This window comes from Enterobacter sp. RHBSTW-00175, assembly GCF_013927005.1.
In the GTDB taxonomy this organism is placed as follows: domain Bacteria; phylum Pseudomonadota; class Gammaproteobacteria; order Enterobacterales; family Enterobacteriaceae; genus Enterobacter.
In genome coordinates, this window is record NZ_CP055930.1 from 958,926 (window position 1) to 981,057 (window position 22,132).

Below are 22,132 nucleotides of genomic sequence, written 5' to 3' on the forward strand. Positions count from 1 at the left end.
CATGCGCTATGTTGATGAATATCGAGCGCCCGAACAGGTGATGCAGCTTATTGAACACCTGAAAATGCGGGCAAAACATCTGCGCTATACCGCCGAAAAACCGCTGCGCATCATGGAGGTGTGCGGCGGGCATACCCACGCCATCTTTAAATTTGGCCTCGACCAGCTGTTGCCGGACAACATCGAGTTTATCCACGGCCCGGGCTGCCCGGTGTGCGTGCTGCCAATGGGACGCATCGACAGCTGTATTGAGATTGCCAGCCAGCCTGACGTGATTTTCTGTACCTTTGGTGACGCCATGCGCGTGCCGGGGAAAAATGGCTCGTTGCTCCAGGCCAGAGCGCGGGGAGCGGACGTGCGTATCGTCTACTCACCGGTAGATGCCCTAACGCTGGCCGCCGACAATCCCACGCGGAAAGTCGTCTTTTTCGGCCTAGGTTTTGAAACCACCATGCCAGCAACGGCCATCACCTTACAGCAGGCCAAAGCGCGCAACATCAGCAACTTTTTCTTTTTTTGCCAGCACATTACGCTTATCCCGACCCTGCGCAGCCTGCTGGAAGAGCCGGGCAACGGCATTGACGCGTTTCTGGCGCCAGGGCACGTCAGTATGGTCATCGGCACCGGGGCTTACGGTTTCATCGCCAGCGACTTTGATCGTCCTTTAGTGGTCGCTGGTTTCGAACCTCTTGATCTACTGCAAGGCGTGACCATGCTTGTTGAGCAGAAAATAGCAGCCCTGAGTAAAGTGGAAAATCAGTATCGCCGCGTGGTCCCGGATGCCGGGAATGTGCTTGCCCAAAAAGCCATTGCTGAGGTTTTCAGTGTGGAGGGCGACAGCGAGTGGCGTGGCCTGGGATTGATTGCCGAATCAGGTGTGCGCCTGACGTCTGCATACCGTGCGTTCGACGCCGAAGCCCATTTCCACCCGCAACCGCAACAGGTTTGCGACGATCCCCGCGCCCGCTGTGGCGACGTACTCACCGGTAAATGCAAACCACATCAATGCCCGTTATTTGGCAACACCTGTAACCCGCAAACTGCATTTGGCGCACTGATGGTTTCATCAGAAGGCGCATGCGCTGCGTGGTATCAGTATCGCAATCAGGAGTGTGAAGTATGAACAGGGTAGAAATGGCGCACGGTAGCGGCGGACAAGCCATGCAGCAGCTCATTAATCAGCTGTTTATGGACGCCTTTAACAATCCCTGGCTGGCCGAACAGGAAGACCAGGCGCGCATTGATCTCTCTACTCTCACCGCTCAGGGCGACAGGCTGGCGTTTTCGACCGACAGCTACGTTATCGATCCGTTGTTCTTCCCGGGCGGTGATATCGGCAAGCTGGCCATCTGCGGTACAGCAAACGATGTGGCAGTCAGCGGCGCAATTCCACGCTATCTCTCCTGCGGCTTTATCCTTGAAGAAGGGCTGCCAATGGACACCCTGAAGGCCGTTGTCGCCAGCATGGCATCCACTGCACATGAAGCAGGGATCGCCATCGTGACCGGGGACACCAAAGTGGTACAACGCGGCGCGGCTGACAAACTGTTTATCAACACCGCCGGGATGGGGGCAATTCCTGCCGATATTCACTGGGGGGCGGGGCAACTGACCCCCGGCGACGTGTTGCTGGTCAGCGGAACGCTGGGCTGCCACGGCGCGACTATACTCAACCTGCGTGAAGGCCTGGGGCTGGATGGCGAGTTACGCAGCGACTGCGCCGTACTGACACCGCTTATTCAGACTCTGCGTTCATGCCAGGGCGTAAAAGCCCTGCGCGATGCCACACGTGGTGGCGTTAATGCTGTGGTACATGAATTCGCGGCAAGCAGCGGATGCGGTATTGAACTGACCGAACGCGGATTACCGGTCAAACCTGCAGTACGGGGGCTTTGTGAACTGCTTGGGCTGGACCCGCTAAACTTTGCCAATGAAGGCAAGCTGGTTATCGGCGTGGAACGCCAGGCCGCCGAAGCCGTACTGGCGCAGCTGCGTGCTCATCCCTCAGGGAAAGAGGCCGCGATTATCGGCGAAGTGGTTGAGCGCAAAGGGGTGCGCCTGACCGGGCTTTACGGCGTTAAACGTACGCTGGATCTGCCGCACGCCGAACCTTTACCCCGAATTTGCTAGAACCGCGCCAAAAGCGGGCAGCACAGGATTTTCTCTTTTTTTGCCAGTTTCAATTGGAAAGCAATGATGCCGTATACACCGATGAGCGATCTTGGACAGCAGGGCCTGTTCGACATTACGCGCACTCTTTTACAGCAGCCGGACCTCGGCTCGCTGAGCGATGCCCTGACGCGGCTGGTCAGACAGTCTGCACTGGCGGACAGCGCTGCCATTGTGCTTTGGCATAGCGGGAGTCATCGCGCGAGCTATTTTTCCGCGCACGACAACGGCAAACCCTTTCAGTACGAAGATGAAACAGTCCTGGCTCATGGCCCGGTGCGGCGGATCCTCTCCCGCCCTGAAGCCCTGCACTGCAGCTTTGAAGAGTTTCGCCAGGCCTGGCCGGTGCTTGCAGAGAGCAACCTGTATCGTCCTTTCGGACACTACTGCCTGCTGCCGCTGGCGGCTGAAGGGCATATTTTTGGTGGCTGCGAATTTATCCGCAAGACTAACCAGCCGTGGAGCGAGGCGGAGTATGAGCGCCTGCATACCTTTACCCAGATTGTGGGCGTGGTGGCAGAGCAAATCCAGAACCGCGTGACCAACAATGTCGACTACGACCTGCTTAGCCGTGAACGCGACAACTTCCGCATTCTGGTGGCAATTACTAACGCCGTGCTCTCGCGCCTGGATATGGACGAGCTGGTCAGTGAAGTCTCTAAAGAGATCCACCACTATTTCAAAATTGATGCGATCAGCATCGCGCTGCGGGGCCACCGCAAGGGCAAACTCAACATCTACTCAACACACTATCTCGACGAAGCCAATCCGGCTCACGAGCAGAGCGAAGTGGATGAAGCGGGAACCCTTTCTGAACGCGTGTTTAAGAGCAAAGAGATCCTGTTGCTCAATCTGAACGAACACGATGCACTGGCACCCTACGAACGATTACTGTTTAACACCTGGGGCAATAAGATCCAGACACTGTGCCTGCTCCCGCTGATGTCCGGCAATACCATGCTGGGCGTGCTAAAGCTGGCACAGTGTGAAGAAGGTGTGTTCAACACCGCCAACCTGAAGCTGCTGCGCCAGATTGCCGAACGTATTTCCATTGCGCTGGATAACGCGCTGGCTTATCAGGAAATTCATCGCCTGAAAGAGCGGCTGGTGGATGAAAACCTGGCCCTGACGGAACAGCTCAACAATGTCGACAGCGAGTTTGGTGAAATCATCGGCCGCAGCGATGCAATGTACAGCGTGCTCAAACAGGTCGAGATGGTGGCGCAAAGCGACAGCACGGTGCTTATCCTTGGGGAAACCGGGACAGGCAAAGAATTAATTGCCCGTGCCATTCACAATCTCAGCAACCGCAACAGCCGCCGGATGGTGAAGATGAACTGCGCCGCCATGCCTGCGGGCCTGCTGGAAAGCGATCTCTTCGGTCATGAACGCGGTGCCTTTACCGGCGCCAGCAGCCAGCGGCTGGGTCGTTTTGAGCTGGCGGATAAAAGCTCGCTGTTCCTGGACGAAGTGGGCGATATGCCGCTGGAGCTCCAGCCCAAGCTGCTGCGTGTGTTGCAGGAGCAGGAATTTGAACGCCTGGGCAGCAATAAGCTTATCCAGACGGACGTGCGGTTGATTGCCGCCACCAACCGCGATCTGAAAAAAATGGTCACAGACCGCGAGTTTCGCAGCGACCTCTATTATCGCCTGAACGTCTTCCCGATTTATCTGCCGCCGCTGCGGGAACGCCCTGAGGATATTCCGCTGCTGGTTAAAGCCTTTACCGCGAAAATTGCCCGCCGGATGGGGCGCAGTATCGACAGCATTCCTGCCGAAACGCTACGAACGCTCTCGTCCATGGAGTGGCCTGGCAACGTGCGCGAGCTGGAAAACGTCATTGAACGTGCCGTATTACTGACACGCGGCAGCGTGCTGCAACTCTCCCTGCCCGAAGTGACGATGTCAGAAGAACCGCTGGTCGCGGCAGAAGTGGCACAGGCGGGCGAAGATGAATTCCAGCTGATTATGCGCGTGCTGAAAGAAACCAACGGCGTCGTCGCCGGGCCGAAAGGCGCCGCGCAGCGTCTGGGCCTGAAACGCACCACGTTGCTTTCGCGAATGAAGCGACTGGGCATTGATAAAGAGAGCCTGGTGTAACCTGTCTTGCCGGGCGGTGTTTCCTGACGCCGCCCTTTGTCACTCCGCGAAATTGCCCCTCATTGACACAATATATTTTCCTCTGTATAAAATTCCGCCTTAATAATGAGTTTCATTTGCATCAAAAATACAATAAATGAAGGGTAGCGTTTCATGAAAAAGGTCATCTGCGCGCTGGGAATGGCGTTCGCATCGGTCGGTTCTGCTCTGGCAACAACATATCCTCTCACTCTTGAAAACTGCGGATATAAAGAAACATTCACCAAAGCGCCCGAGCGCGTTGTTGCCCTGGGGCAAAATACCGTCGAGATCCTCTTACTGTTAGGCCTGCAAAATAACGTAGCCGCCAGTGCATTCTGGCCCACAAAAGTGTTACCGGCGCTGGCTGAGCAAAATGCAAAAATTAAAACGCTGACGGTAGAAATCCCGACCCTTGAATCCATTCTCGCCCAGAACCCTGATTTCGTGCCTGCACAACTTCCCCTGCTGCTGGGGCCTGAAAGTAAGGTCGCAAAACGCGAAGACCTGGCCACCGTGGGGGTGAACAGTTATTTATCCCCAGGCATGTGCGCCACCAAAAAAGCCGCAGGTGATATGTACGGCAGCCGCCAGAAACTGTGGGATATGACCTATCTCTATAAAGAGATTGAAGATTTCGCCACCATTTTTAATGTGCAGCCTCGCGGTGAAGCATTAATTGCCGACTTTAAAAAACGTGAAAACGATTTGCGCGCTGAGTTTGGCAAGAATAAAAAAGACCTCTCTTTCGTCTTCTGGTTCTCCAGCGCCTCACCTTCTGCTGATGCCTACGTCGGCGGTAAAAACAGTGCATCTGGTTTTATTGCCAACGTTCTGGGTGGGCACAATGCCATTACCTCTGAAACAGAGTGGCCAACGGTGAGCTGGGAAAGCATTATCGCCGCCAACCCGGATGTGATTGTCGTTTCCAGCCTGGATCGCAACCGCTGGGCGCTCGATAACGCACAGGAAAAAATCAAATTTCTGAAAAGCGATCCTGCCGTCAGCCAGCTGGATGCCGTTAAAAAAGGTCACATCGTGGTGATGGACGGCCAGGCGATGAACCCGACCATTCGTACCCTCTACGGTGCTGAACAGGTGGGCGAGCAGCTCAGAAAACTGGGGCTTAACTGATGACCGCTGTTGTTCATCAAGCGCGACAGGGATTCATCCTGACGACCTCGTGTTTGCTTTCCGTCGTGCTGTTGTTCCTGGTGATCGCCGTTGGCGTCAGCGTGGGTGAGCTTTCTATTCCACTGCAAAACGTCTTTTACACCATCAGCAATAAAATGGGGCTGACCGCAGTCCCGCTAAACCGCATTTATGAAAGCGTGATTTGGGATTTTCGCCTGAGTCGTGCGCTGGTGGCCGCGTGCTGCGGCGCGGGCCTGGCAATTTGCGGGGCGGTGCTGCAAAGCTTGTTGAAGAACGCGCTGGCTGAACCTTATGTGCTGGGCGTGTCTGCGGGGGCATCAACGGGCGCGGTATCGGTGGTGGTATTAGGCATCGGCACCGGTGCGGTGTCGCTCTCGGCAGGCGCATTTGCCGGGGCGTTTGCCGCCTTTGTCTTTGTGGCTTTCCTGACAAACGGCGCGCGTGGCGGCAACGAACGCACCATTCTGGCGGGCGTTGCCGCCTCTCAACTTTTCAACGCCATTACCGCATATACCATCAGCACCTCGGCAAGCGCGCAGCAGGCCCGCGACGTGATGTTCTGGCTACTGGGCAGTTTCAGTGGCGTGAGGTGGCCTGAGTTTCAGCTGGCGCTGGTGGTCGTTCTGGCCGGGCTGGCGGTTTGCCTTTATTACTCGCGCGCGCTGGATGCCTTTACCTTTGGCGATGACGCCGCCGCGTCACTGGGTATTGCCGTGCCCTGGGTACGCCTGATCCTGTTCACCACGACTGCGCTAATCACTGCCACCATTGTCAGCATGGCAGGCTCCATCGGCTTTGTCGGGCTGGTTGTGCCGCATGTGATGCGCTTCTTCTTTGGGCCGTTGCATCGCATTCTGCTGATCGCCAGCGCGCTGGCCGGGGCCATTCTGATGGTGCTGGCAGACATTGCTTCGCGTTTACTGATTGCCCCCCAAAGCCTGCCTGTGGGCGTTGTCACCGCCCTGGTTGGCGTGCCTTTCTTTGCCGTTATCATCTACCGTTCAAGGAATAAGTGATGAGTATCACCGCTGAAAATATTACCTGGAAGGTAGGCAATAAAGTCATCGTCAACGATGTCTCGCTGAACATCGCGCGCGGGGAAACCGTTGGGCTACTTGGCCCTAACGGCTGTGGTAAATCGTCGCTTTTACGTGTGCTGGCGGGGCTACGTCGCCCGGATGCCGGGTGCGTGAAGCTTGACGGGCATAACATCGCCCGGATGCCCAAAAAGCAGCTTGCCCGCCGCGTGGCATTCGTTGAACAACACGGCATGACCGATGCCAACATGCGTGTACGTGATGTGGTGAAGCTGGGGCGTATTCCGCACCATTCGCCTTTCTCCAACTGGAGCACGCAGGATGATGAAACCGTCACCTCCGCCCTGCAACGTGTAGATATGCTCGATCGCAGCGAACAAGGCTGGCTGAGCTTATCCGGCGGGGAGCGCCAGCGTGTGCATATCGCCCGTGCCCTGGCGCAATCCCCCACTGAAATTCTGCTGGATGAACCGACCAACCACCTGGATATTCATCACCAGATCCAGCTGATGCATTTGATAAGCGAGCTGCCGGTAACCAGCATCGTGGCGATCCACGATCTCAACCACGCAGCGATGTTTTGTGATTCGCTGATTGTGATGCAAAAAGGCCAAATCGTCACTACCGGGACACCGCAGGAGATCCTGAGCGAAGAACTGCTCTGGGATGTATTCCGGGTCAAAACCAAAATTGAGATCTCTGCGTACCATGGCAAAAAGCATATCCACTTCATTGTTTAACGCCGGGTAATGCGCATGTCACTGTTTTCCCTACGCCCTGCGACAACACTCTGGCCGCCCGTGTTACTGGGCAGCCAGTTCGTTTTTAACATTGGCTTTTACGCGGTAGTCCCCTTTCTGGCGATTTTCCTGCGTGACGATTTGATGCTCTCCGGCGGGCTTATCGGGCTGGTTCTGGGGCTGCGCACGTTCTCGCAGCAGGGCATGTTTATCGTCGGGGGCGCACTTTCAGACCGGTTTGGTGCCCGGGTGATTATCCTGTGCGGCTGTCTTGTCCGCATCGCGGGGTATCTTCTGCTGGCGTTTGGTCAGTCCCTGTGGCCCATCATTCTGGGGGCATGTCTGACGGGCATTGGCGGTGCGCTTTTCTCTCCATCCATTGAAGCGCTGCTGGCAAAAGCGGGAACACAGAGTGAAGCAAAGGGCAAGCGCAGCCGCGCGGAGTGGTTTGCGCTGTTTGCCGTATGCGGTGAACTGGGCGCCGTACTCGGCCCGGTGGCTGGCGCCCTGCTTACCGGGCTTGGCTTTCGCCAGGTTGCTCTGGCGGGTGCAGGCGTCTTTGTGGTTGCGCTGATCGTGCTGTTTTTTTGCCTTCCTCCTGCTCAGCGCAGTAAGCAAACGCTGGAGATCCACCCGTGGTGGAGCACGTTCCGCCAGCCGCGATTTGTCGCTTTTATTATCGCCTACAGTTCGTGGTTGCTGAGTTACAACCAGCTTTATCTGGCGCTGCCGGTAGAAATAGAGCGCGCTGGCGGCAGTGAGAAAGATCTTGGCCCGCTCTTTATGCTGGCTTCAGTGCTGATAATCCTGTTTCAGTTACCGCTTGCGCGTTTCGCCCGTCGGGTGGGGGCTGTCAGAATCTTACCGGCGGGGTTTCTGCTGCTTTCGGCATCGTTTGCGAGCGTGGCCCTGTTTGCCGCCCACCCTCCACCGGAAGGCTGGCTGAGGCTTCTGCCTGCGGGGTGTTTTGTTACGCTACTGACGTGCGGGCAAATGCTGCTGGTACCGTCCGCGAAAGATCTCATCCCGTGGTTTGCGAAAGAGTCTACGCTTGGTGCACACTACGGCGCGCTCTCTACCGCCGGGGGTTGCGCGGTGCTGGCGGGGAATTTACTGTTCGGCAGCCAGCTGGATCACGCGCTAACACCGTCACCACAGGCCGTTTTCCCCTGGCTACAGCTGGCGTTTTTCCCTTTATGCAGCGCGGTGGCCCTGGTGTTCATCTGCCGCCCAATGCGCGCAGCACGGGTTTCCCGGGCGTAGGTTTACTGTTTTTTTGGCCGGTATTTTTCCGGTAATTCAGGAACCGGGCGGCGATCGTCAATCAGATGGCGGATAGTCAGGATGGGGTGTCGCCATAGCATTCGCGGCCCGGCCCAACGCATCACCTGCTTCATCTCTTCACGTTTTGCCGGCTGATAGCAGTGGACGGGGCACTGCTTGCAGGCGGGCTTCTCTTCGCCAAAGACACATTTATCCAGGCGTTTATCTGCATAATCATTAAACGCCTGATAATGCCCCTCTTCTTTCAAAGCCTGCGGGCACTTATTTTCATACAACGCGATCATTTTACCGATCGTCTCTTTTTCTCGTGCGATGCGTTTTCCAGACATGGCGGATCACCCAACAATAACGTGCATTTATAATACCTTTTTATGTGCCCGATTTCAGCCGTTGCATTCCATTTGCTGAAGACGCCTTCCAGTTTTGCCCCTTCCCGCCGTGATATTTACTGGTATTTTATACAGTAAATATCATCGTCACGTTGTGCTTAACTACCGGAGCGCGTATGCAAGAGATCGCTATCACCAAACCCTATCGCCACCTGAAGGTCGGTTACTTCAGAAAGCGTCACGAAGACCGTAAAACTAAAATCCCGACCCGCTATAGCGTCCACGCAGCGCTAAGCCTGAAAGGAGACTGGCTGGAAAAAGCCGGATTTACCACAAACTCACAGGTAAGAGTGGGTGTTGAACATGGAAAAATCGTCATTGAGTTAATGGCGGAAGACGTCTCGTAAACACGCGACATTTTTCTGCGCCGTGCCATTTTTTCATGCGACAATAGAGGGAACTAACGGCCAATGAGCCGCTCAAAGCTCAATATTATCAAAGAAATGGATATCATAACTCCATGACCACAATCGACAATTTCGACGCACATACGCCGATGATGCAGCAGTACTTCTCTAGACAATCTAATGTCATGATCTAAAATGAATAAATATAAAAACCCTCTTCAAAAGTTACTTATAGGCTACATATGAAAAGGATAATCGGTTATCTCTTCACATTACTCTTACTTGTTGTGCTTGTGTATGCAGGATTAGTAAAGGGCGATGTATTCCCTGAATGGATCATGAGTAAGAAGCTCATGATTCGTTGTGGATTGATAGGTGTTCTTGGTGGAACTCTTTACTGCATTCGTGGAGTATATCTAAACAAATGTGTTAGGAATTGTTGGGATGACCGTTGGCATGTTTGGTATGTATTAAGACCTATCGTTAGTGGCATCTGCGGTGTAGTGGCTTATCTATTCCTTAAAGCTGGATTAATAGTGTTAGATGCATCACAAAATGGCAGTGGTGGTGACTACGGATATATGGCATTTGCCTTCTTTGCAGGGTTGAATGTCGATAAGTTCGTTGGCAAAATTGAAGATGTTGGTATGGCTATTTTTGGGATTGAAAAATCTCGCACAGCAAGATCGGGTGATAATTCCGATCAGAAATAATTAAAAAGGATATGATATGTCTGCAAAGATATGCTTCTTTCCCGTTGGGAATGGGGATATGACCCTCATCCAAACGGAAGATGATAAAAATATTTTAATAGATTGTCGCATCAGGGATGGTGAAGAACATCCTGATGTTCGCACCCAACTCAGAGAAAAGCTTCCTCGAAATAACGAAGGTCGTTTGTTTGTCCATCTTTTTATTTGGACTCACCCTGATTCAGATCATTGTGATGGGGTGGCTGACCACTTTCATTTAGGAAAACCAGAAGATTGGAGTGAGAAGAACGATAAAATTTTTATAAATGAGATTTGGTCAAGTCCAATTGTATTCAGGCGACACCATGCACAAAATCATCCGTTATGCGATGATGCAATAGCTTTGAATAAAGAAGTTAAGAGAAGAGTTAATCTTTATAAAGAAAAAAATTATTTGGATGGAGTTGGAAACCAAGTTCTGGTCTTAGGAAAAGACGAAGATGGGAAAACAGACGACATACCAGGTATCCTATTAGAATTAGACCAAACAACCCGCTGGATTAATCAAAGTTATTCTTCATATTTTGAAGCTCATTTATTGGGTCCTTCACCCAAGAAAGATCTTGATGAGTTGGAAGATAAATTAGGTAAAAATCATTCCAGCGTAATAATAAATTTTGAAATTAAAGGTGACAATAAAACTGCACACTTTTTAAGTGGTGGTGATGCAGAAGTCGTTTGTTGGGAAGGTGTTAGAGATCGTTTAACCAATAAATATTCTATGTCATGGTTAGATTATGACATTTTACAAGCACCACATCACTGTTCTTGGCATAGTCTATCTCATGATAGTTTAAGCAAAAAAGGAGATGATGCTAAAACTTCCGAGAAAGCTATGGAAGTTTTTAATAGAGCAAAAGAAAAAGCATTTATAATTTCAAGCTCTAAAACAATTGAAAATGACGAAAAAGATCCTCCAGCATACCGAGCCAAAGAAGAATATGAAAAAATAGTAGATGATGTGCAAGGTCAGTTTTTATGTGTGTCAGACCATAAAAAGAATGGAGAGAATATTCCGTTAGAGATTGAAATTTCCGATAACGGTATTAAGAAAATTGCTGCATCTGCATTAGGTATGGCCGAATCATCAAGTGCCGCTGTAAATAGACAAGGTGGTGGTGGTTATGCCTGATTGTCTTAATAAAAAGATAGATCAGTTGAGCACTATCCTTGCACCTTATGGTGCAAGGAAGCTTTCTACGAATGAATTATCAAAATTCAACGGTAAATATGTTTGTGCTTGGGAATTAGTAACTGATTTAGAATTTAGTAATGAACCTATTGTATTGCAACTAAGATACAAAACTCTTAGTCAATTTGACATCCCAGATGTGTTTATTTCCTCACCAAAAATTGATGTTTGCCAACTCCCACACTTGGAAAAAAATGGCAAGTTATGTGTTTGGCCTGACAGTTATATCATCGATCATAATGATATGACCTATGCAGTCGATTTACTAAACGATGCTATACTAATGCTAAGAAAAGGAATAAATGGTGATTTAAATGAGGATTTTATTGATGAGTTCCAGAACTATTGGATTTATCAATGTAATAAAATAGATCGACTTATAAGCCAGTGTGATCTAACAAATAAAAACACAAGGTTGGTTTTCGGTTATCGGACCCGGAAATTTGGAGTAATATATTCTGACACACAAAAAGAATTAATTAACTGGTTGGAAAACCAAAAAATATTGCCATTAGAATCGGATGGAAGTAATTCAAAAGATAAACGAATAAGGCAACAGCAACTCTCTAAAGTAGTTTCAATTCCATTGATATTCTTCAATGAAGCCTGGTATCCGAGTCAGTATCCCAAAACTGCAAGGGATTTTTTTGAACTCATAAATCAGCAACAGGAAGATCCAGAAAGCACTATTGAATTGATCTTAAGATCTTGTGCTAATATGTTCAATGTCAAGCCCATAATTCTAGTTTCATTCCCAACGCCTTCTGGGATGAATATTATAGGAATACAGATTCCTAAGGGAGTTAGTGATCTTGCCACTGACCGCTTTGATACCAGAGGTATTAGTCGGGGTCGATTCAGAAATACAGCTTTATTAGATGGTTATAGAAATTACATTGATGGAAAGATTTTAAAAAATAGAATAGGCCAAACTAAAACAGAAAATCTTATAGTAGACCGTTCTGACGATTCTTGGTTAACGGGTCGTGAGCATAACAAAACTTACAAGAAAATCTCTGAACATAAAGTAGCTATCGTCGGATGTGGTTCAGTAGGATCTTCGGTATCAAGACTGTTACTTCAATCAGGCATTAGAAAAATGATGCTTTGGGATGATGATTTAATGAAGAGTGAAAACTCCTCTCGTCATCTATTAGGATTTGATTCTGTTTATAAAAATAAAGCATTAGCTCTTGCCTCAAGGCTACGGGAAGAGTTTCCAAATGTCTATATAGAAGCTTTTAATGAAGATTGGACAGAAGATTCCAAGAATAACAAAAAAATTGCAGAAGCCGATATTATAGTAAGCTGCACTGCACATTGGAATACTGAACAGCAGTTAATTAAAAGACAGTCGGAAGACATTCTCGGTGCTATTGTCTTTGCATTTGTTGAAGCTCATGCAATGGCGGGGCATGTAATAGTCAACCAAGTGGATTCTAATGCTTTTAATAGCTGGCATATTACAGAAGGCAAAAATATAGGTGCATTAAAATATCCTGCTACTTACTGGAAAGAAAATACTCGTAAAAGAATAGCAGCATGTGCCGGAGAGTTCCAACCATACGGAGCTATCCCTTTGACTAATTTACATGCTCTAACGGCAAGAACTGTAATAGATCTAATCATGGATCGTTTTTCAAATAAATCTTTTGCATATAGTTACATAGGAAGAGAAGCAGAGCTTTTAGAACTTGGTGGTAACTGGAATGATAAATGGATTGCACAATTCGGAAACCCAGGAAAGGGTGATTGTATTATACCTTTGATTTTTGAAAATTCTAATTGGGAAAAAAGTGATGCATAAATTTCATTGTGCCGAATTAGATTTCAAAATATGCATCAGCCAAAGCATAGTAGATGAATTATTTTCTCATCGTCAAACCCACTGTTTTAGTAAAGAATCAGGAGGTATGCTATTTTCCAATAATCTCAATGATTCTGAGATTGAAATCAATAAAATAACTACACCAGGCTCTACTGACTTGAGGAAAAGAAATTATTTCAAGTTAGATGAGAAAAAAGCCAAAGAAGATATCATATCGTTATTCAAGCAGGGTTTCCACTACTTAGGTGATTGGCATACACATAACGAAGGAATGGCAAGCCCATCAGGAACAGATATCCGCAGTATCCAAGACTTATTTATCAAATCAGGTCATACAAGACCTTTTTTTCTCATGCTAATAATCCCAAACAAAGAAAATATTTCACACTGTTATTTATCAGCAGCAGATGGGAAGATGTTATATAAATTCACATATCAAAAACCAAACAAATAAAAAGGTTGTAATTATATGAATAGCACAAGTAAATCATATCCACGGTGGTTAATCATATTAATACTGTTATTTATTTTTGCTGGCTTCGTTGTTCTTGGGGTAATAATTAATCATAAGTATCACTCTAATGAAAGCTTATCTAAATATATACTCTTAATTCCCCCTGCAATTTTGTCATTAGGTTTTTCTGTATTTTATAAAAGATACGAAGTACAAGCTGAGTGGCTATTTTCATTTGCGACAGCTTCGGCTGCGATAAGTTTATGCGTTGATTCTTTACCTGGTGTCCAAAATGACCTTTTCCCTATATTCCTTCAAAGCGGGTTAGGCTATGCACTTCTCGTAATAATTGCAGCATTGTCGTTCGCAAAAATAATTTCGGCTTTCGTCAGTAGATTCATAAACTAATCATATTTCAATTCTTAAAAGTGTAGTTAATATTTTCAGTTGCTACACTTTTTTACAGGAAAGAAAACAAAAGGGAATACAATAATATAATATATAGGTAGTAAAATTATAAATGTTTCACCAAGACTATTGCTGTTAGCTAATAGTTCATTAACGAAAAAAGTGTATATGAATGATAACAGGAACATAAAAGCCAACAGATATAGTATTTTTTTATTATTAATCATAATCAGGCCTCATCTATTTTAACAATAATCCATTGATACAACATTATATGAGTATGTCAATAGCATCTATATAGATGCAAGGTATGACTAAACGAAGCGGAGCTTCGTTTAGTCTCCTTGTTTTTCGCCCTTCGGTTGAAAAAGAAAGAAAGTCAAAGTCTTATCTAACTAATTGACATAAATTGCATTTCTATTATAACTGTATTATGGGTGTGCAAGGATTGCTCACCATAAAGCGAATACACATATGAAAAGGAGTTTCTATGAGTAATACAATAACCTTATCCTATACAAATGATTTTAAACCAGTCAATAATCATATCCCCCCTGCTCAATCTTTGCGAATACATTGTGTCAGTGTTCGATTTAATAAAGAAGAATTGGCTATTCTCAATAAAAACAGAGGTGACAAAAGCAAAGGCGAATGGCTTCGATTAACCTCTTTGATAGGCTTCCTCCTGTCGTTCCTGCTATCAATGTTGAAGCTTGGAAATCACAGTCTAACATATCCCAAAAGCTGAACCGCCTTATAAGCCATCTTGATGCAAAAAGTAGCAATAGTGAGTTAGCTAAAACAGAGATCTTCGCAGTCAAGAAACAGATCAAAGAGCTTCGCTCGTGCCAGACAGCCTCTATGAGTAGGTATTCCTATGAAGTGAATGCAACAGCCCCTCATCCCTCTAAAAAATGGTCATGAGAGCATGATTGTCAGGATTGCAATTAACCATCAAATTCTTTTTATTTTTTTAGCTTTATCTGAATTTTCTAATATGATTGAAGAAATTATTTTTTCTTCTTTTTTTGCAATTAGAGATTGGATATTAATAGTACCATAATCTAAATTATCACCCCACCAGTACATGAATTCTTTTATTACGGGAGTGATATTGTCTATAACCTCTTGAGATCCTTCGTTATAAATAAAAGATAATATTTTTAAATTTTCAACATCAATCTCTTGCACAATTACCCGAAACATATCATCAGTTGGATATAAATTCGTTTCATTTAATGATATATTTAATTTTTCAAGCATCTCATTCATAAGCAAGTCTACTTCATTGAAGGCCGTATTATATTCAGTCATTATTTAACCTCTTGTTTTAAATTTATACAACATTATAATTAATCACTTTAAGAAAGAATATCAAGAATTTTTGTGAAATAAATAATATTTATTATAAAAAGAATTGCTTGAGTGAATAATTTTTTAATTATAAGCACCATACAGTGTCATCTATTCAACCGAAGCGGAAATTTATAGCATCTTCTGTGCTGCAAGAGAAGCTTTAAAATAAATGCAAGTTAAGCTGTATATCTGTATATAAAATATCAGGCACTGCGATTTTTTATTATTATAGCGAAATGAAGCAAGGGCTAACTCTGCGAAGCCGCTGCGCTTGCTTCTTCGAGTTCCCCTTGCTTTTCTTCCCTTCGGTTAGAAAAGAAAGAAAACCTCTGCCAACCTTGCATATCAATAATTTTACTCAGTAAAATATCATATATACTTCTCTTAAGCATATCTTCCAAAAATAAACCTCTCACTTTACAAACAACTTGACACATCATTTTAGCTTGACATCCTATTCGTTTAGAATATTAACATCCGATGAATTTTAATGACCAAGTAAAAATTTTCACCATGACAAAAAACTTAATAACTAAACGTGATGTAAGTACATTAAGACAGTTTTTTGATTACAAAGTTTTGTATCTTTTGCTTTATCTTCCTGTAAATATGCAAGAAGAGGATAGAGTAAAGGGTACAGAAAATGCTCACAGTTATGTAGTATGGAACTCACTTGGTGTTAGTCCGAGTAGTAGAAATTCACCCAGACAAACATTAACAGCTATACAGCAATTATGTCTATGACCGTGACTCCATTGAGGGCCAACGACTGACATCAACAACCCTGTTACAAAGCACTTACCCCATGAGTCATTGCACTTGCTGAGCTGAACGAAAACACTAAAATCAGATAATAATTAATCGCTGTATAAGCTCGTAACAAGCGGAACTTTAAGGCAAAATAGGGCTACCATCCTAATTCACGAAGTTACGCCAATGGCAAGAAAACCTAAAGAAATCAAAACAGATCCGTTAGAAGTCATCCTGTGGAAAGCGGCAGACAAGCTGCGTAAAAACATTGATGCAGCCGAGTATAAGCATGTCGTGCTGGGCCTCATTTTCCTTAAGTATATTTCTGATTCTTTTGAATCTCATTATGAGTTGCTGAAGGCAGGTGAAGGCGAGTTCGCAGGCGCTGACCCGGAAGATAAAGACGAGTACACCGCTTACAACATTTTCTTTGTCCCTGAGCTTGCACGCTGGAACTATCTAATATCTAAGGCCAAGCTACCTGAAATCGGTAAGCTGGTTGATGATGCTATGGAGCTTATCGAAGCGGGTAACCCACAGCTAAAAGGTGTGCTGCCGAAAGTCTACGCTCGCCAGAACCTCGACGCCACCGTGCTGGGTGAACTGATAGATTTGATTGGCAACATTGCACTGGGAGATGCCAAAGCGCGTTCTGCTGATGTATTAGGCCACGTATTCGAATACTTCCTTGGTGAATTTGCACTGGCAGAAGGTAAACAGGGCGGTCAGTTCTATACGCCAAAATCCATCGTAAGCCTGCTGGTTAACATGCTGGAACCCTATAAAGGCCGAGTCTTTGACCCCTGCTGTGGTTCTGGTGGTATGTTCGTTCAGTCAGAAAAATTTGTAGAAGCACATCAGGGAAATATTGACGATATTTCGATCTATGGGCAGGAGTCCAACCAGACCACCTGGCGTCTGGCAAAAATGAACCTGGCAATTCGTGGGATTAATTCTGAACACGTTCGCTGGAATAATGAAGGTTCATTTCTTAACGATGCTCACAAAGATTTGAAATCTGATTTTATCATAGCTAACCCACCGTTTAACGTTTCCGACTGGTCTGGTGAGCAGCTTCGTGGTGATGCCCGCTGGCAATATGGCATTCCACCTGCTGGCAACGCTAACTTTGCCTGGATGCAACACTTCCTGTATCACCTGTCGCCAAAAGGTCAGGCTGGCGTTGTGCTGGCAAAAGGGGCTTTAACCTCTAAAAGTTCGGGTGAAGGTGATATTCGTGCAGCACTGGTCAAAGATGCCAATGTGATTGATTGTATCGTTAACTTACCCGCAAAACTGTTCCTGAATACCCAGATCCCAGCGGCCTTATGGTTTATGCGCCGAGATCGTGAAAACAGCAGTCATTATCGTGATCGCAGTAAAGAAATTCTGTTTATTGATGCCCGTAATCTTGGTCATTTAATCAACCGCCGTAGCAAAGTGCTTTCTGACGAAGATATCAAAACTATTGCTGACACCTACCATAACTGGCGTAACAAAGGTGGCGACTACGAAGATGTGGCTGGTTTCTGTGCATCTGTCGATATCAATGAAGTCGCTAAACTTGATTATGTGCTGACGCCTGGCCGTTATGTTGGCCTTGCTGACGAAGAAGACGATTTTGACTTTAAAGAACGTTTTACGGCTCTTAAAGCGGAGTTTGAAGCACAATTGGAAGAAGAAGCGCATCTGAATAAGTCTATCGCTGAGAGTCTGGCGAAGGTGGTTTTATGAGTCAGTGGATAAAAACTAAACTTGGTGAGATTGTCATTCTTAATTATGGTAAAGCATTAAAGGCACAGGATAGGAATGCTGGCTCTATACCTGTATATAGTTCAGGTGGATTAACTGGTTGGCATAACAAAGCATTAATAAACGAACAAGGAATTATTATTGGTCGTAAAGGAACTGTTGGGAAAGCGTACTTAACTTATGGACCATTTTGGTGTATTGATACTGCTTATTATATTTTACCTAACCCTTCGAAATATGATTTTGTTTTTTTATTCTATTTGTTGAAAACATTAGGGCTGGAAGAACTGAACGAAGATAGCGCTGTTCCTGGACTAAACAGGGATACCGCTTATAGTCAAGAGATCCTATTACCTTCACTGCCAGAGCAAAAAGCCATCGCCTCTGTGCTGTCCTCTCTTGATGACAAAATAGACTTGCTTCATCGCCAGAATAAAACTCTGGAATCCATGGCCGAAACCCTGTTTAGGCAGTGGTTTATTTTAGATAGTACTGGTGTATCAGTTAGTATAGATCAGATAATTGACTTTAATCCAAAGCGAACTTTAATTAAAAGCCAAGACGCTACTTATTTGGACATGGCTGGACTGAGCACTGTTATTTTTCGTGCAAATGGATATTACAGACGTCCATTTTCTTCAGGAACTAAATTTACTAAACGAGATACCTTGCTAGCCAGAATTACCCCATGTTTAGAAAATGGGAAAGCGGCCTATATTGATTTTTTAGACGACAATGAAACTGGATGGGGTTCTACCGAATTCATAGTTATGCGTCCTAAAAAAGAAATCCATCCTTTTATCTCATATATCATGTGCCGAAACCCGGACTTCAAAGAATATGCAGAAAGCTGTATGGAAGGTTCAACTGGCAGACAACGAGTTAACTTGGATCATCTTAAGAAGTTCAATGTTAATCTGCCAACAGAAGCTTCGCTACGTATAATTAATGAGCTATTAGATTCATTTGAAAGTAAACTTATTAACAACTCAAAACAAATTGATAGCTTAGAAAAACTCCGCGATACCTTACTTCCCAAACTGATGAGCGGTGAAGTACGGGTTCAGTATGCAGAAGAAGCAATCGCATCAGTAGCATAAAATAATTATGCGGGTGTACAGCCCGCTCTCTGGTTAAGCGGCAATAAGGACAGTACGCATGGCAAAGATGACCGAATCCGATATTGAAGTAATGGTAATTGAGCACCTGCAAGGGCTGGGCTATGAGTATGTTTACGGCCCGGACATTGAACCCAGTGGCATCAATCCGTTACGTAGCTATCAGCAGGTTATCCTTGAAGATAAGGTGCGTATTGCTCTACAACGCCTGAATCCGCACCTTAGTGAACAGAAGTGTGAGGAAGCCCTGAAACAGGTGATGCAGATCAGCACACCTGATCTAATGGCAAACAATCTGGCCTTTCATCGCCTGTTGACCGAAGGGATCAATATCGAAGTCAGTAAGGATGGTAATACACAAGGAGAGCTGGCCTGCCTGATCGACTTTAACGATCCCACTAATAATGAATTTCTGGTCATTAATCAGCTCACCATCAAAGAAGGCAATCATACCCGCCGACCTGATCTTATTTTATTCATCAACGGCCTGCCATTAGTCGTTATCGAACTTAAAAATGCCGCTGACGAAAATGCTACGGTAACAGGTGCCTATAATCAGATTAAAACCTATCAGAACCAAATCCCCGTTCTGTTTAACTACAATGCTTTTAATGTGATATCTGACGGGCTGGAAGCCAAAGCGGGGACGGTTTCTGCCGATTTCAGTCGTTATATGACATGGAAAACCGCTAATGGTAAAACACAAGCTACCAGTACCCAACCACAGCTCGAAGTTTTATTACAGGGATTGCTTAATCCTGTAACGCTGTTGGATGTGATCCGCCACTTTATCGTGTTTGAAGCCAGCAAACATGAAGACAGCAAAGGGATTATCAGTATCCGTACCGTTAAAAAAATGGCTGCTTATCACCAGTACTACGCGGTTAATGCAGCAGTACTTTCCACTATTCGTGCCTCAGGTGTAAATGCAGATTCCCCCTCTGCCGAAGTAGCACTGCGCCAGCAGGGACGTAACAGTAAAGTTCTTGTTAATGCGCAAAAAACCGGAGATCGTAAAGCGGGGGTCGTGTGGCATACCCAGGGTTCCGGTAAATCGCTTTCGATGGTGTTTTATACCGGGAAGATTGTACTGGCGCTGAATAATCCAACAGTGGTAGTGATCACTGACCGTAACGATTTGGATGATCAGCTATTCGGTACGTTTTCTTCTGCCACTCAGCTACTTCGTCAGACACCAAAACAGGCCGACAACCGGGAAGAACTCAAAGAATATTTGCGCGTAGCCTCTGGTGGTGTGGTGTTTACCACTATTCAAAAATTCCAGCCTAATGATGGCAGCAATATCTATGAGTTGTTGTCAGACAGAACCAATATTGTCGTTATCGCTGATGAAGCCCACCGTTCACAATACGGTTTCAGCGCCAAAGAAGTTGACGTGAAAGACAGTGAAGGCAACGTTACAGGTAAGCGCACTGTTTATGGCTTTGCCAAATATATGCGTGATGCCTTACCTAATGCGACCTATCTCGGCTTTACCGGAACCCCCATAGAAAAAACGGACGTCAACACGCCTGCTGTTTTTGGTAACTATGTTGATATCTACGATATCTCGCAGGCCGTTGAAGATGGTGCAACAGTTCGTATCTTTTATGAAAGCCGTCTTGCCAAAATTGCCATCAGTGATGAAGGTCGTCAGCTTATTGAAGACTTTGATGATGAGTTTAACGAGGACGAACTGACGCTCACGCAAAAAGAACGTTCTAAATGGGCCAGAATCGAAGGTTTGATTGGCAGTTCAAAACGTATTAAAGCGATTGCGGCGGATATGGTTCTGCACTTTGAGCAGCGCTTAAAATCCAATGCCGATCATGGTAAGGGCATGATTGTTACCATGTCCCGCCGTATTGCTGCTGAACTATATAAAGAAATCATAGCCTTAAAACCTGAATGGCACAGCGATGATTTAAATGACGGTATAATAAAAGTCGTCATGACCTCTTCTGCTGCTGACGGGCCAGAAATTGCCAAACACCACACCACAAAAAAAGAACGTCAGGTTCTGGCTAACCGTATGAAGGATGACGACGACAAGCTGAAACTGGTGATAGTGCGTGATATGTGGTTAACCGGCTTCGACGCTCCCAGCATGCATACGCTGTATATCGACAAACCAATGAAAGGCCACAACCTTATGCAGGCAATTGCCCGTGTGAACCGTGTGTATAAAGATAAGATAGGCGGTCTGGTTGTTGACTATCTGGGCATTGCCTCTGATTTAAAAGAAGCCCTCTCCTTTTACTCTGATGCAGGTGGACGTGGAGATCCTGCTGAGGTTCAGGAAGAAGCCGTAACGCTCATGCAGGAAAAGCTGGAAATCCTGGAAGGCATGATGCATGGATACGATTACAAAGCTTACTTTGCCGCAACTACCTCACAACGCCTGACAATTATTCTTGAATCAGAAAACCATATTTTAGGGCTGGATAACGGTAAAGGTAAAATGCGTTTCCTGGCTGCGGTTGCAGCCTTGTCGCAGGCATTTGCATTGGCGACACCGCACGATAAAGCAATGGAAGCGGCACCCGAAGTAGCATTCTTCCAGGCAGTAAAAGCCAGACTGAATAAATTTACTGAAAACTCAGACGGATCAGAAGAAGAACACAATGACAGTCTGGAAGTTCGGGTAAAACAGACTATCGATCAGGCTCTGGTTACCGATAAAGTTGTTGATATTTTTGACGCTGCTGGGATACAAAAGCCTGATATTTCCGTTCTTTCTGAAGAATTCCTTCAGGAAATGAAGGATTACCAACACAGAAATATTGCTTTGGAAACGCTTAAAAAACTGCTTTCTGACGAGATCAAGGTTCGCTCGAATCAAAGTATCACCCAAGGCAAAAAACTGATTGATATGCTGACCTCTGCAATCAATGGCTACCAGAACAAGGTACTGACCGCAGCGGAGGTAATTGATGAGCTAATCAAGCTTGCCAAGACTATCCAGGAATCTGACAGCCTTGCCAGCCAGTTAAACCTCAGCGCTTATGAATATGCCTTCTATTCTGCTGTTGCAGATAACGACAGTGCTCGCGAGTTAATGGAAAAGGAAAAACTACGAGAACTGGCAGTCGTACTTACAGAGGCTATCCGCAACAATGTCAGTCTTGACTGGACAGTGAAAGAAGCAGCAAGAGCAAAAATTCGCGTGGTGGTAAAACGTCTGCTCAAAAAATATGGTTATCCACCCGATATGTCCTTGCTCGCCACAGAGACCATTTTGAAGCAGGCTGAACTTTTAGCTGGAGAATTAGGAAAATGATTC

The 22,132-nt window shown here is 46.1% G+C and carries 17 protein-coding genes and 1 pseudogene; 16 read left to right on the plus strand and 2 right to left on the minus strand.

From position 1 onward, the window contains the following. Position 1 precedes the first annotated feature (1 nt). From hypD to HV107_RS04550, 7 genes are all read left to right on the plus strand, one after another. The gene (gene hypD / locus HV107_RS04520; RefSeq protein ID WP_182062226.1) at positions 2 to 1,123 is read left to right on the plus strand and encodes a hydrogenase formation protein HypD; all 1,122 of its coding nucleotides are present in this window, start codon (positions 2 to 4) and stop codon (positions 1,121 to 1,123) included. Then, entirely contained in the window at positions 1,120 to 2,130 is a 1,011-nt protein-coding gene (hypE, locus tag HV107_RS04525) for a hydrogenase expression/formation protein HypE (RefSeq protein WP_182062227.1), read from the plus strand. Before hypD ends, hypE begins: the two co-directional genes overlap by 4 nt. Before the next feature lie 66 nt (positions 2,131 to 2,196). After that, positions 2,197 to 4,269, plus strand: a complete 2,073-nt coding sequence (gene flhA / locus HV107_RS04530) for a formate hydrogenlyase transcriptional activator FlhA (RefSeq protein ID WP_182063457.1) — start codon at positions 2,197 to 2,199, stop codon at positions 4,267 to 4,269. 153 nt (positions 4,270 to 4,422) lie between these two features. Then, entirely contained in the window at positions 4,423 to 5,421 is a 999-nt protein-coding gene (locus HV107_RS04535) for an ABC transporter substrate-binding protein (protein ID WP_182062228.1), read from the plus strand. Beyond that, positions 5,421 to 6,458, plus strand: a complete 1,038-nt coding sequence (locus tag HV107_RS04540) for an iron ABC transporter permease (RefSeq protein WP_182062229.1) — start codon at positions 5,421 to 5,423, stop codon at positions 6,456 to 6,458. Before HV107_RS04535 ends, HV107_RS04540 begins: the two co-directional genes overlap by 1 nt. After that, positions 6,458 to 7,219, plus strand: a complete 762-nt coding sequence (locus HV107_RS04545; protein ID WP_182062230.1) for an ABC transporter ATP-binding protein — start codon at positions 6,458 to 6,460, stop codon at positions 7,217 to 7,219. Before HV107_RS04540 ends, HV107_RS04545 begins: the two co-directional genes overlap by 1 nt. Positions 7,220 to 7,234: 15 nt before the next feature. Continuing rightward, positions 7,235 to 8,482 (plus strand): MFS transporter, encoded by a 1,248-nt coding sequence (locus tag HV107_RS04550; RefSeq protein WP_182062231.1) that lies wholly within the window; start codon positions 7,235 to 7,237, stop codon positions 8,480 to 8,482. A 2-nt stretch (positions 8,483 to 8,484) separates the two neighbouring features. On the opposite strand, the gene HV107_RS04555 is transcribed toward HV107_RS04550, so the two are convergent. Continuing rightward, the gene (locus HV107_RS04555; RefSeq protein WP_182062232.1) at positions 8,485 to 8,832 is read right to left on the minus strand and encodes a nitrous oxide-stimulated promoter family protein; all 348 of its coding nucleotides are present in this window, start codon (positions 8,830 to 8,832) and stop codon (positions 8,485 to 8,487) included. A gap of 176 nt (positions 8,833 to 9,008) precedes the next feature. Between HV107_RS04555 and HV107_RS04560 the strand changes: the two genes are divergently transcribed. The 6 genes and pseudogenes from HV107_RS04560 (at position 9,009) to HV107_RS27225 (ending at position 14,797) form a co-directional block, all read left to right on the plus strand. Continuing rightward, on the plus strand, positions 9,009 to 9,239 hold the full coding sequence (locus tag HV107_RS04560) for a SymE family type I addiction module toxin (RefSeq protein ID WP_182062233.1): 231 nt from the start codon (positions 9,009 to 9,011) through the stop codon (positions 9,237 to 9,239). 338 nt (positions 9,240 to 9,577) lie between these two features. Then, on the plus strand, positions 9,578 to 9,952 hold the full coding sequence (locus HV107_RS27220) for a hypothetical protein (protein WP_123912595.1): 375 nt from the start codon (positions 9,578 to 9,580) through the stop codon (positions 9,950 to 9,952). A 16-nt stretch (positions 9,953 to 9,968) separates the two neighbouring features. Beyond that, positions 9,969 to 11,123: a hypothetical protein gene (locus HV107_RS04570; RefSeq protein ID WP_004114812.1), complete on the plus strand. Its 1,155-nt coding sequence runs from the start codon at positions 9,969 to 9,971 to the stop codon at positions 11,121 to 11,123. Next, positions 11,116 to 12,990: a ThiF family adenylyltransferase gene (locus HV107_RS04575; RefSeq protein ID WP_004114814.1), complete on the plus strand. Its 1,875-nt coding sequence runs from the start codon at positions 11,116 to 11,118 to the stop codon at positions 12,988 to 12,990. The genes HV107_RS04570 and HV107_RS04575 overlap by 8 nt, the downstream gene beginning before the upstream one ends. Continuing rightward, positions 12,983 to 13,465 (plus strand): Mov34/MPN/PAD-1 family protein, encoded by a 483-nt coding sequence (locus tag HV107_RS04580; protein WP_031275127.1) that lies wholly within the window; start codon positions 12,983 to 12,985, stop codon positions 13,463 to 13,465. The genes HV107_RS04575 and HV107_RS04580 overlap by 8 nt, the downstream gene beginning before the upstream one ends. Before the next feature lie 898 nt (positions 13,466 to 14,363). Then, positions 14,364 to 14,797, plus strand: a pseudogene (locus tag HV107_RS27225) (hypothetical protein). Positions 14,798 to 14,827: 30 nt separating this feature from the next. Here the strand turns inward: HV107_RS27225 and HV107_RS04585 are convergent. Continuing rightward, a complete protein-coding gene (locus HV107_RS04585; RefSeq protein WP_045783774.1) occupies positions 14,828 to 15,187 on the minus strand; it encodes a hypothetical protein in 360 nt (119 codons plus the stop codon). A gap of 978 nt (positions 15,188 to 16,165) precedes the next feature. Here HV107_RS04585 and HV107_RS04595 point away from each other — a divergent pair. Genes HV107_RS04595 through HV107_RS04605 form a run of 3 tightly spaced genes read left to right on the plus strand, consistent with a single transcriptional unit; the run spans position 16,166 to position 22,129 of the window. Next, positions 16,166 to 17,713 carry a class I SAM-dependent DNA methyltransferase gene (locus tag HV107_RS04595; protein WP_000101605.1) on the plus strand — a complete coding sequence of 516 codons (1,548 nt, stop codon included), beginning with the start codon at positions 16,166 to 16,168 and terminating at the stop codon, positions 17,711 to 17,713. Beyond that, positions 17,710 to 18,831: a restriction endonuclease subunit S gene (locus HV107_RS04600; protein WP_021536851.1), complete on the plus strand. Its 1,122-nt coding sequence runs from the start codon at positions 17,710 to 17,712 to the stop codon at positions 18,829 to 18,831. The genes HV107_RS04595 and HV107_RS04600 overlap by 4 nt, the downstream gene beginning before the upstream one ends. A 58-nt stretch (positions 18,832 to 18,889) precedes the next feature. Beyond that, positions 18,890 to 22,129: a type I restriction endonuclease subunit R gene (locus tag HV107_RS04605; protein WP_001096909.1), complete on the plus strand. Its 3,240-nt coding sequence runs from the start codon at positions 18,890 to 18,892 to the stop codon at positions 22,127 to 22,129. Positions 22,130 to 22,132: the final 3 nt, after the last annotated feature.

Excerpts from the sequence above, each read along its gene's own strand:
- hypD (WP_182062226.1), top strand. The coding sequence starts at position 2 with ATGCGCTATGTTGATGAATATCGAGCGCCCGAACAGGTGATGCAGCTT.
- hypE (WP_182062227.1), top strand. The coding sequence starts at position 1,120 with ATGAACAGGGTAGAAATGGCGCACGGTAGCGGCGGACAAGCCATGCAG.
- flhA (WP_182063457.1), top strand. The coding sequence starts at position 2,197 with ATGCCGTATACACCGATGAGCGATCTTGGACAGCAGGGCCTGTTCGAC.
- HV107_RS04535 (WP_182062228.1), top strand. The coding sequence starts at position 4,423 with ATGAAAAAGGTCATCTGCGCGCTGGGAATGGCGTTCGCATCGGTCGGT.
- HV107_RS04540 (WP_182062229.1), top strand. The coding sequence starts at position 5,421 with ATGACCGCTGTTGTTCATCAAGCGCGACAGGGATTCATCCTGACGACC.
- HV107_RS04545 (WP_182062230.1), top strand. The coding sequence starts at position 6,458 with ATGAGTATCACCGCTGAAAATATTACCTGGAAGGTAGGCAATAAAGTC.
- HV107_RS04550 (WP_182062231.1), top strand. The coding sequence starts at position 7,235 with ATGTCACTGTTTTCCCTACGCCCTGCGACAACACTCTGGCCGCCCGTG.
- HV107_RS04555 (WP_182062232.1), bottom strand. The coding sequence starts at position 8,832 with ATGTCTGGAAAACGCATCGCACGAGAAAAAGAGACGATCGGTAAAATG.
- HV107_RS04560 (WP_182062233.1), top strand. The coding sequence starts at position 9,009 with ATGCAAGAGATCGCTATCACCAAACCCTATCGCCACCTGAAGGTCGGT.
- HV107_RS27220 (WP_123912595.1), top strand. The coding sequence starts at position 9,578 with ATGAGTAAGAAGCTCATGATTCGTTGTGGATTGATAGGTGTTCTTGGT.
- HV107_RS04570 (WP_004114812.1), top strand. The coding sequence starts at position 9,969 with ATGTCTGCAAAGATATGCTTCTTTCCCGTTGGGAATGGGGATATGACC.
- HV107_RS04575 (WP_004114814.1), top strand. The coding sequence starts at position 11,116 with ATGCCTGATTGTCTTAATAAAAAGATAGATCAGTTGAGCACTATCCTT.
- HV107_RS04580 (WP_031275127.1), top strand. The coding sequence starts at position 12,983 with ATGCATAAATTTCATTGTGCCGAATTAGATTTCAAAATATGCATCAGC.
- HV107_RS04585 (WP_045783774.1), bottom strand. The coding sequence starts at position 15,187 with ATGACTGAATATAATACGGCCTTCAATGAAGTAGACTTGCTTATGAAT.
- HV107_RS04595 (WP_000101605.1), top strand. The coding sequence starts at position 16,166 with ATGGCAAGAAAACCTAAAGAAATCAAAACAGATCCGTTAGAAGTCATC.
- HV107_RS04600 (WP_021536851.1), top strand. The coding sequence starts at position 17,710 with ATGAGTCAGTGGATAAAAACTAAACTTGGTGAGATTGTCATTCTTAAT.
- HV107_RS04605 (WP_001096909.1), top strand. The coding sequence starts at position 18,890 with ATGGCAAAGATGACCGAATCCGATATTGAAGTAATGGTAATTGAGCAC.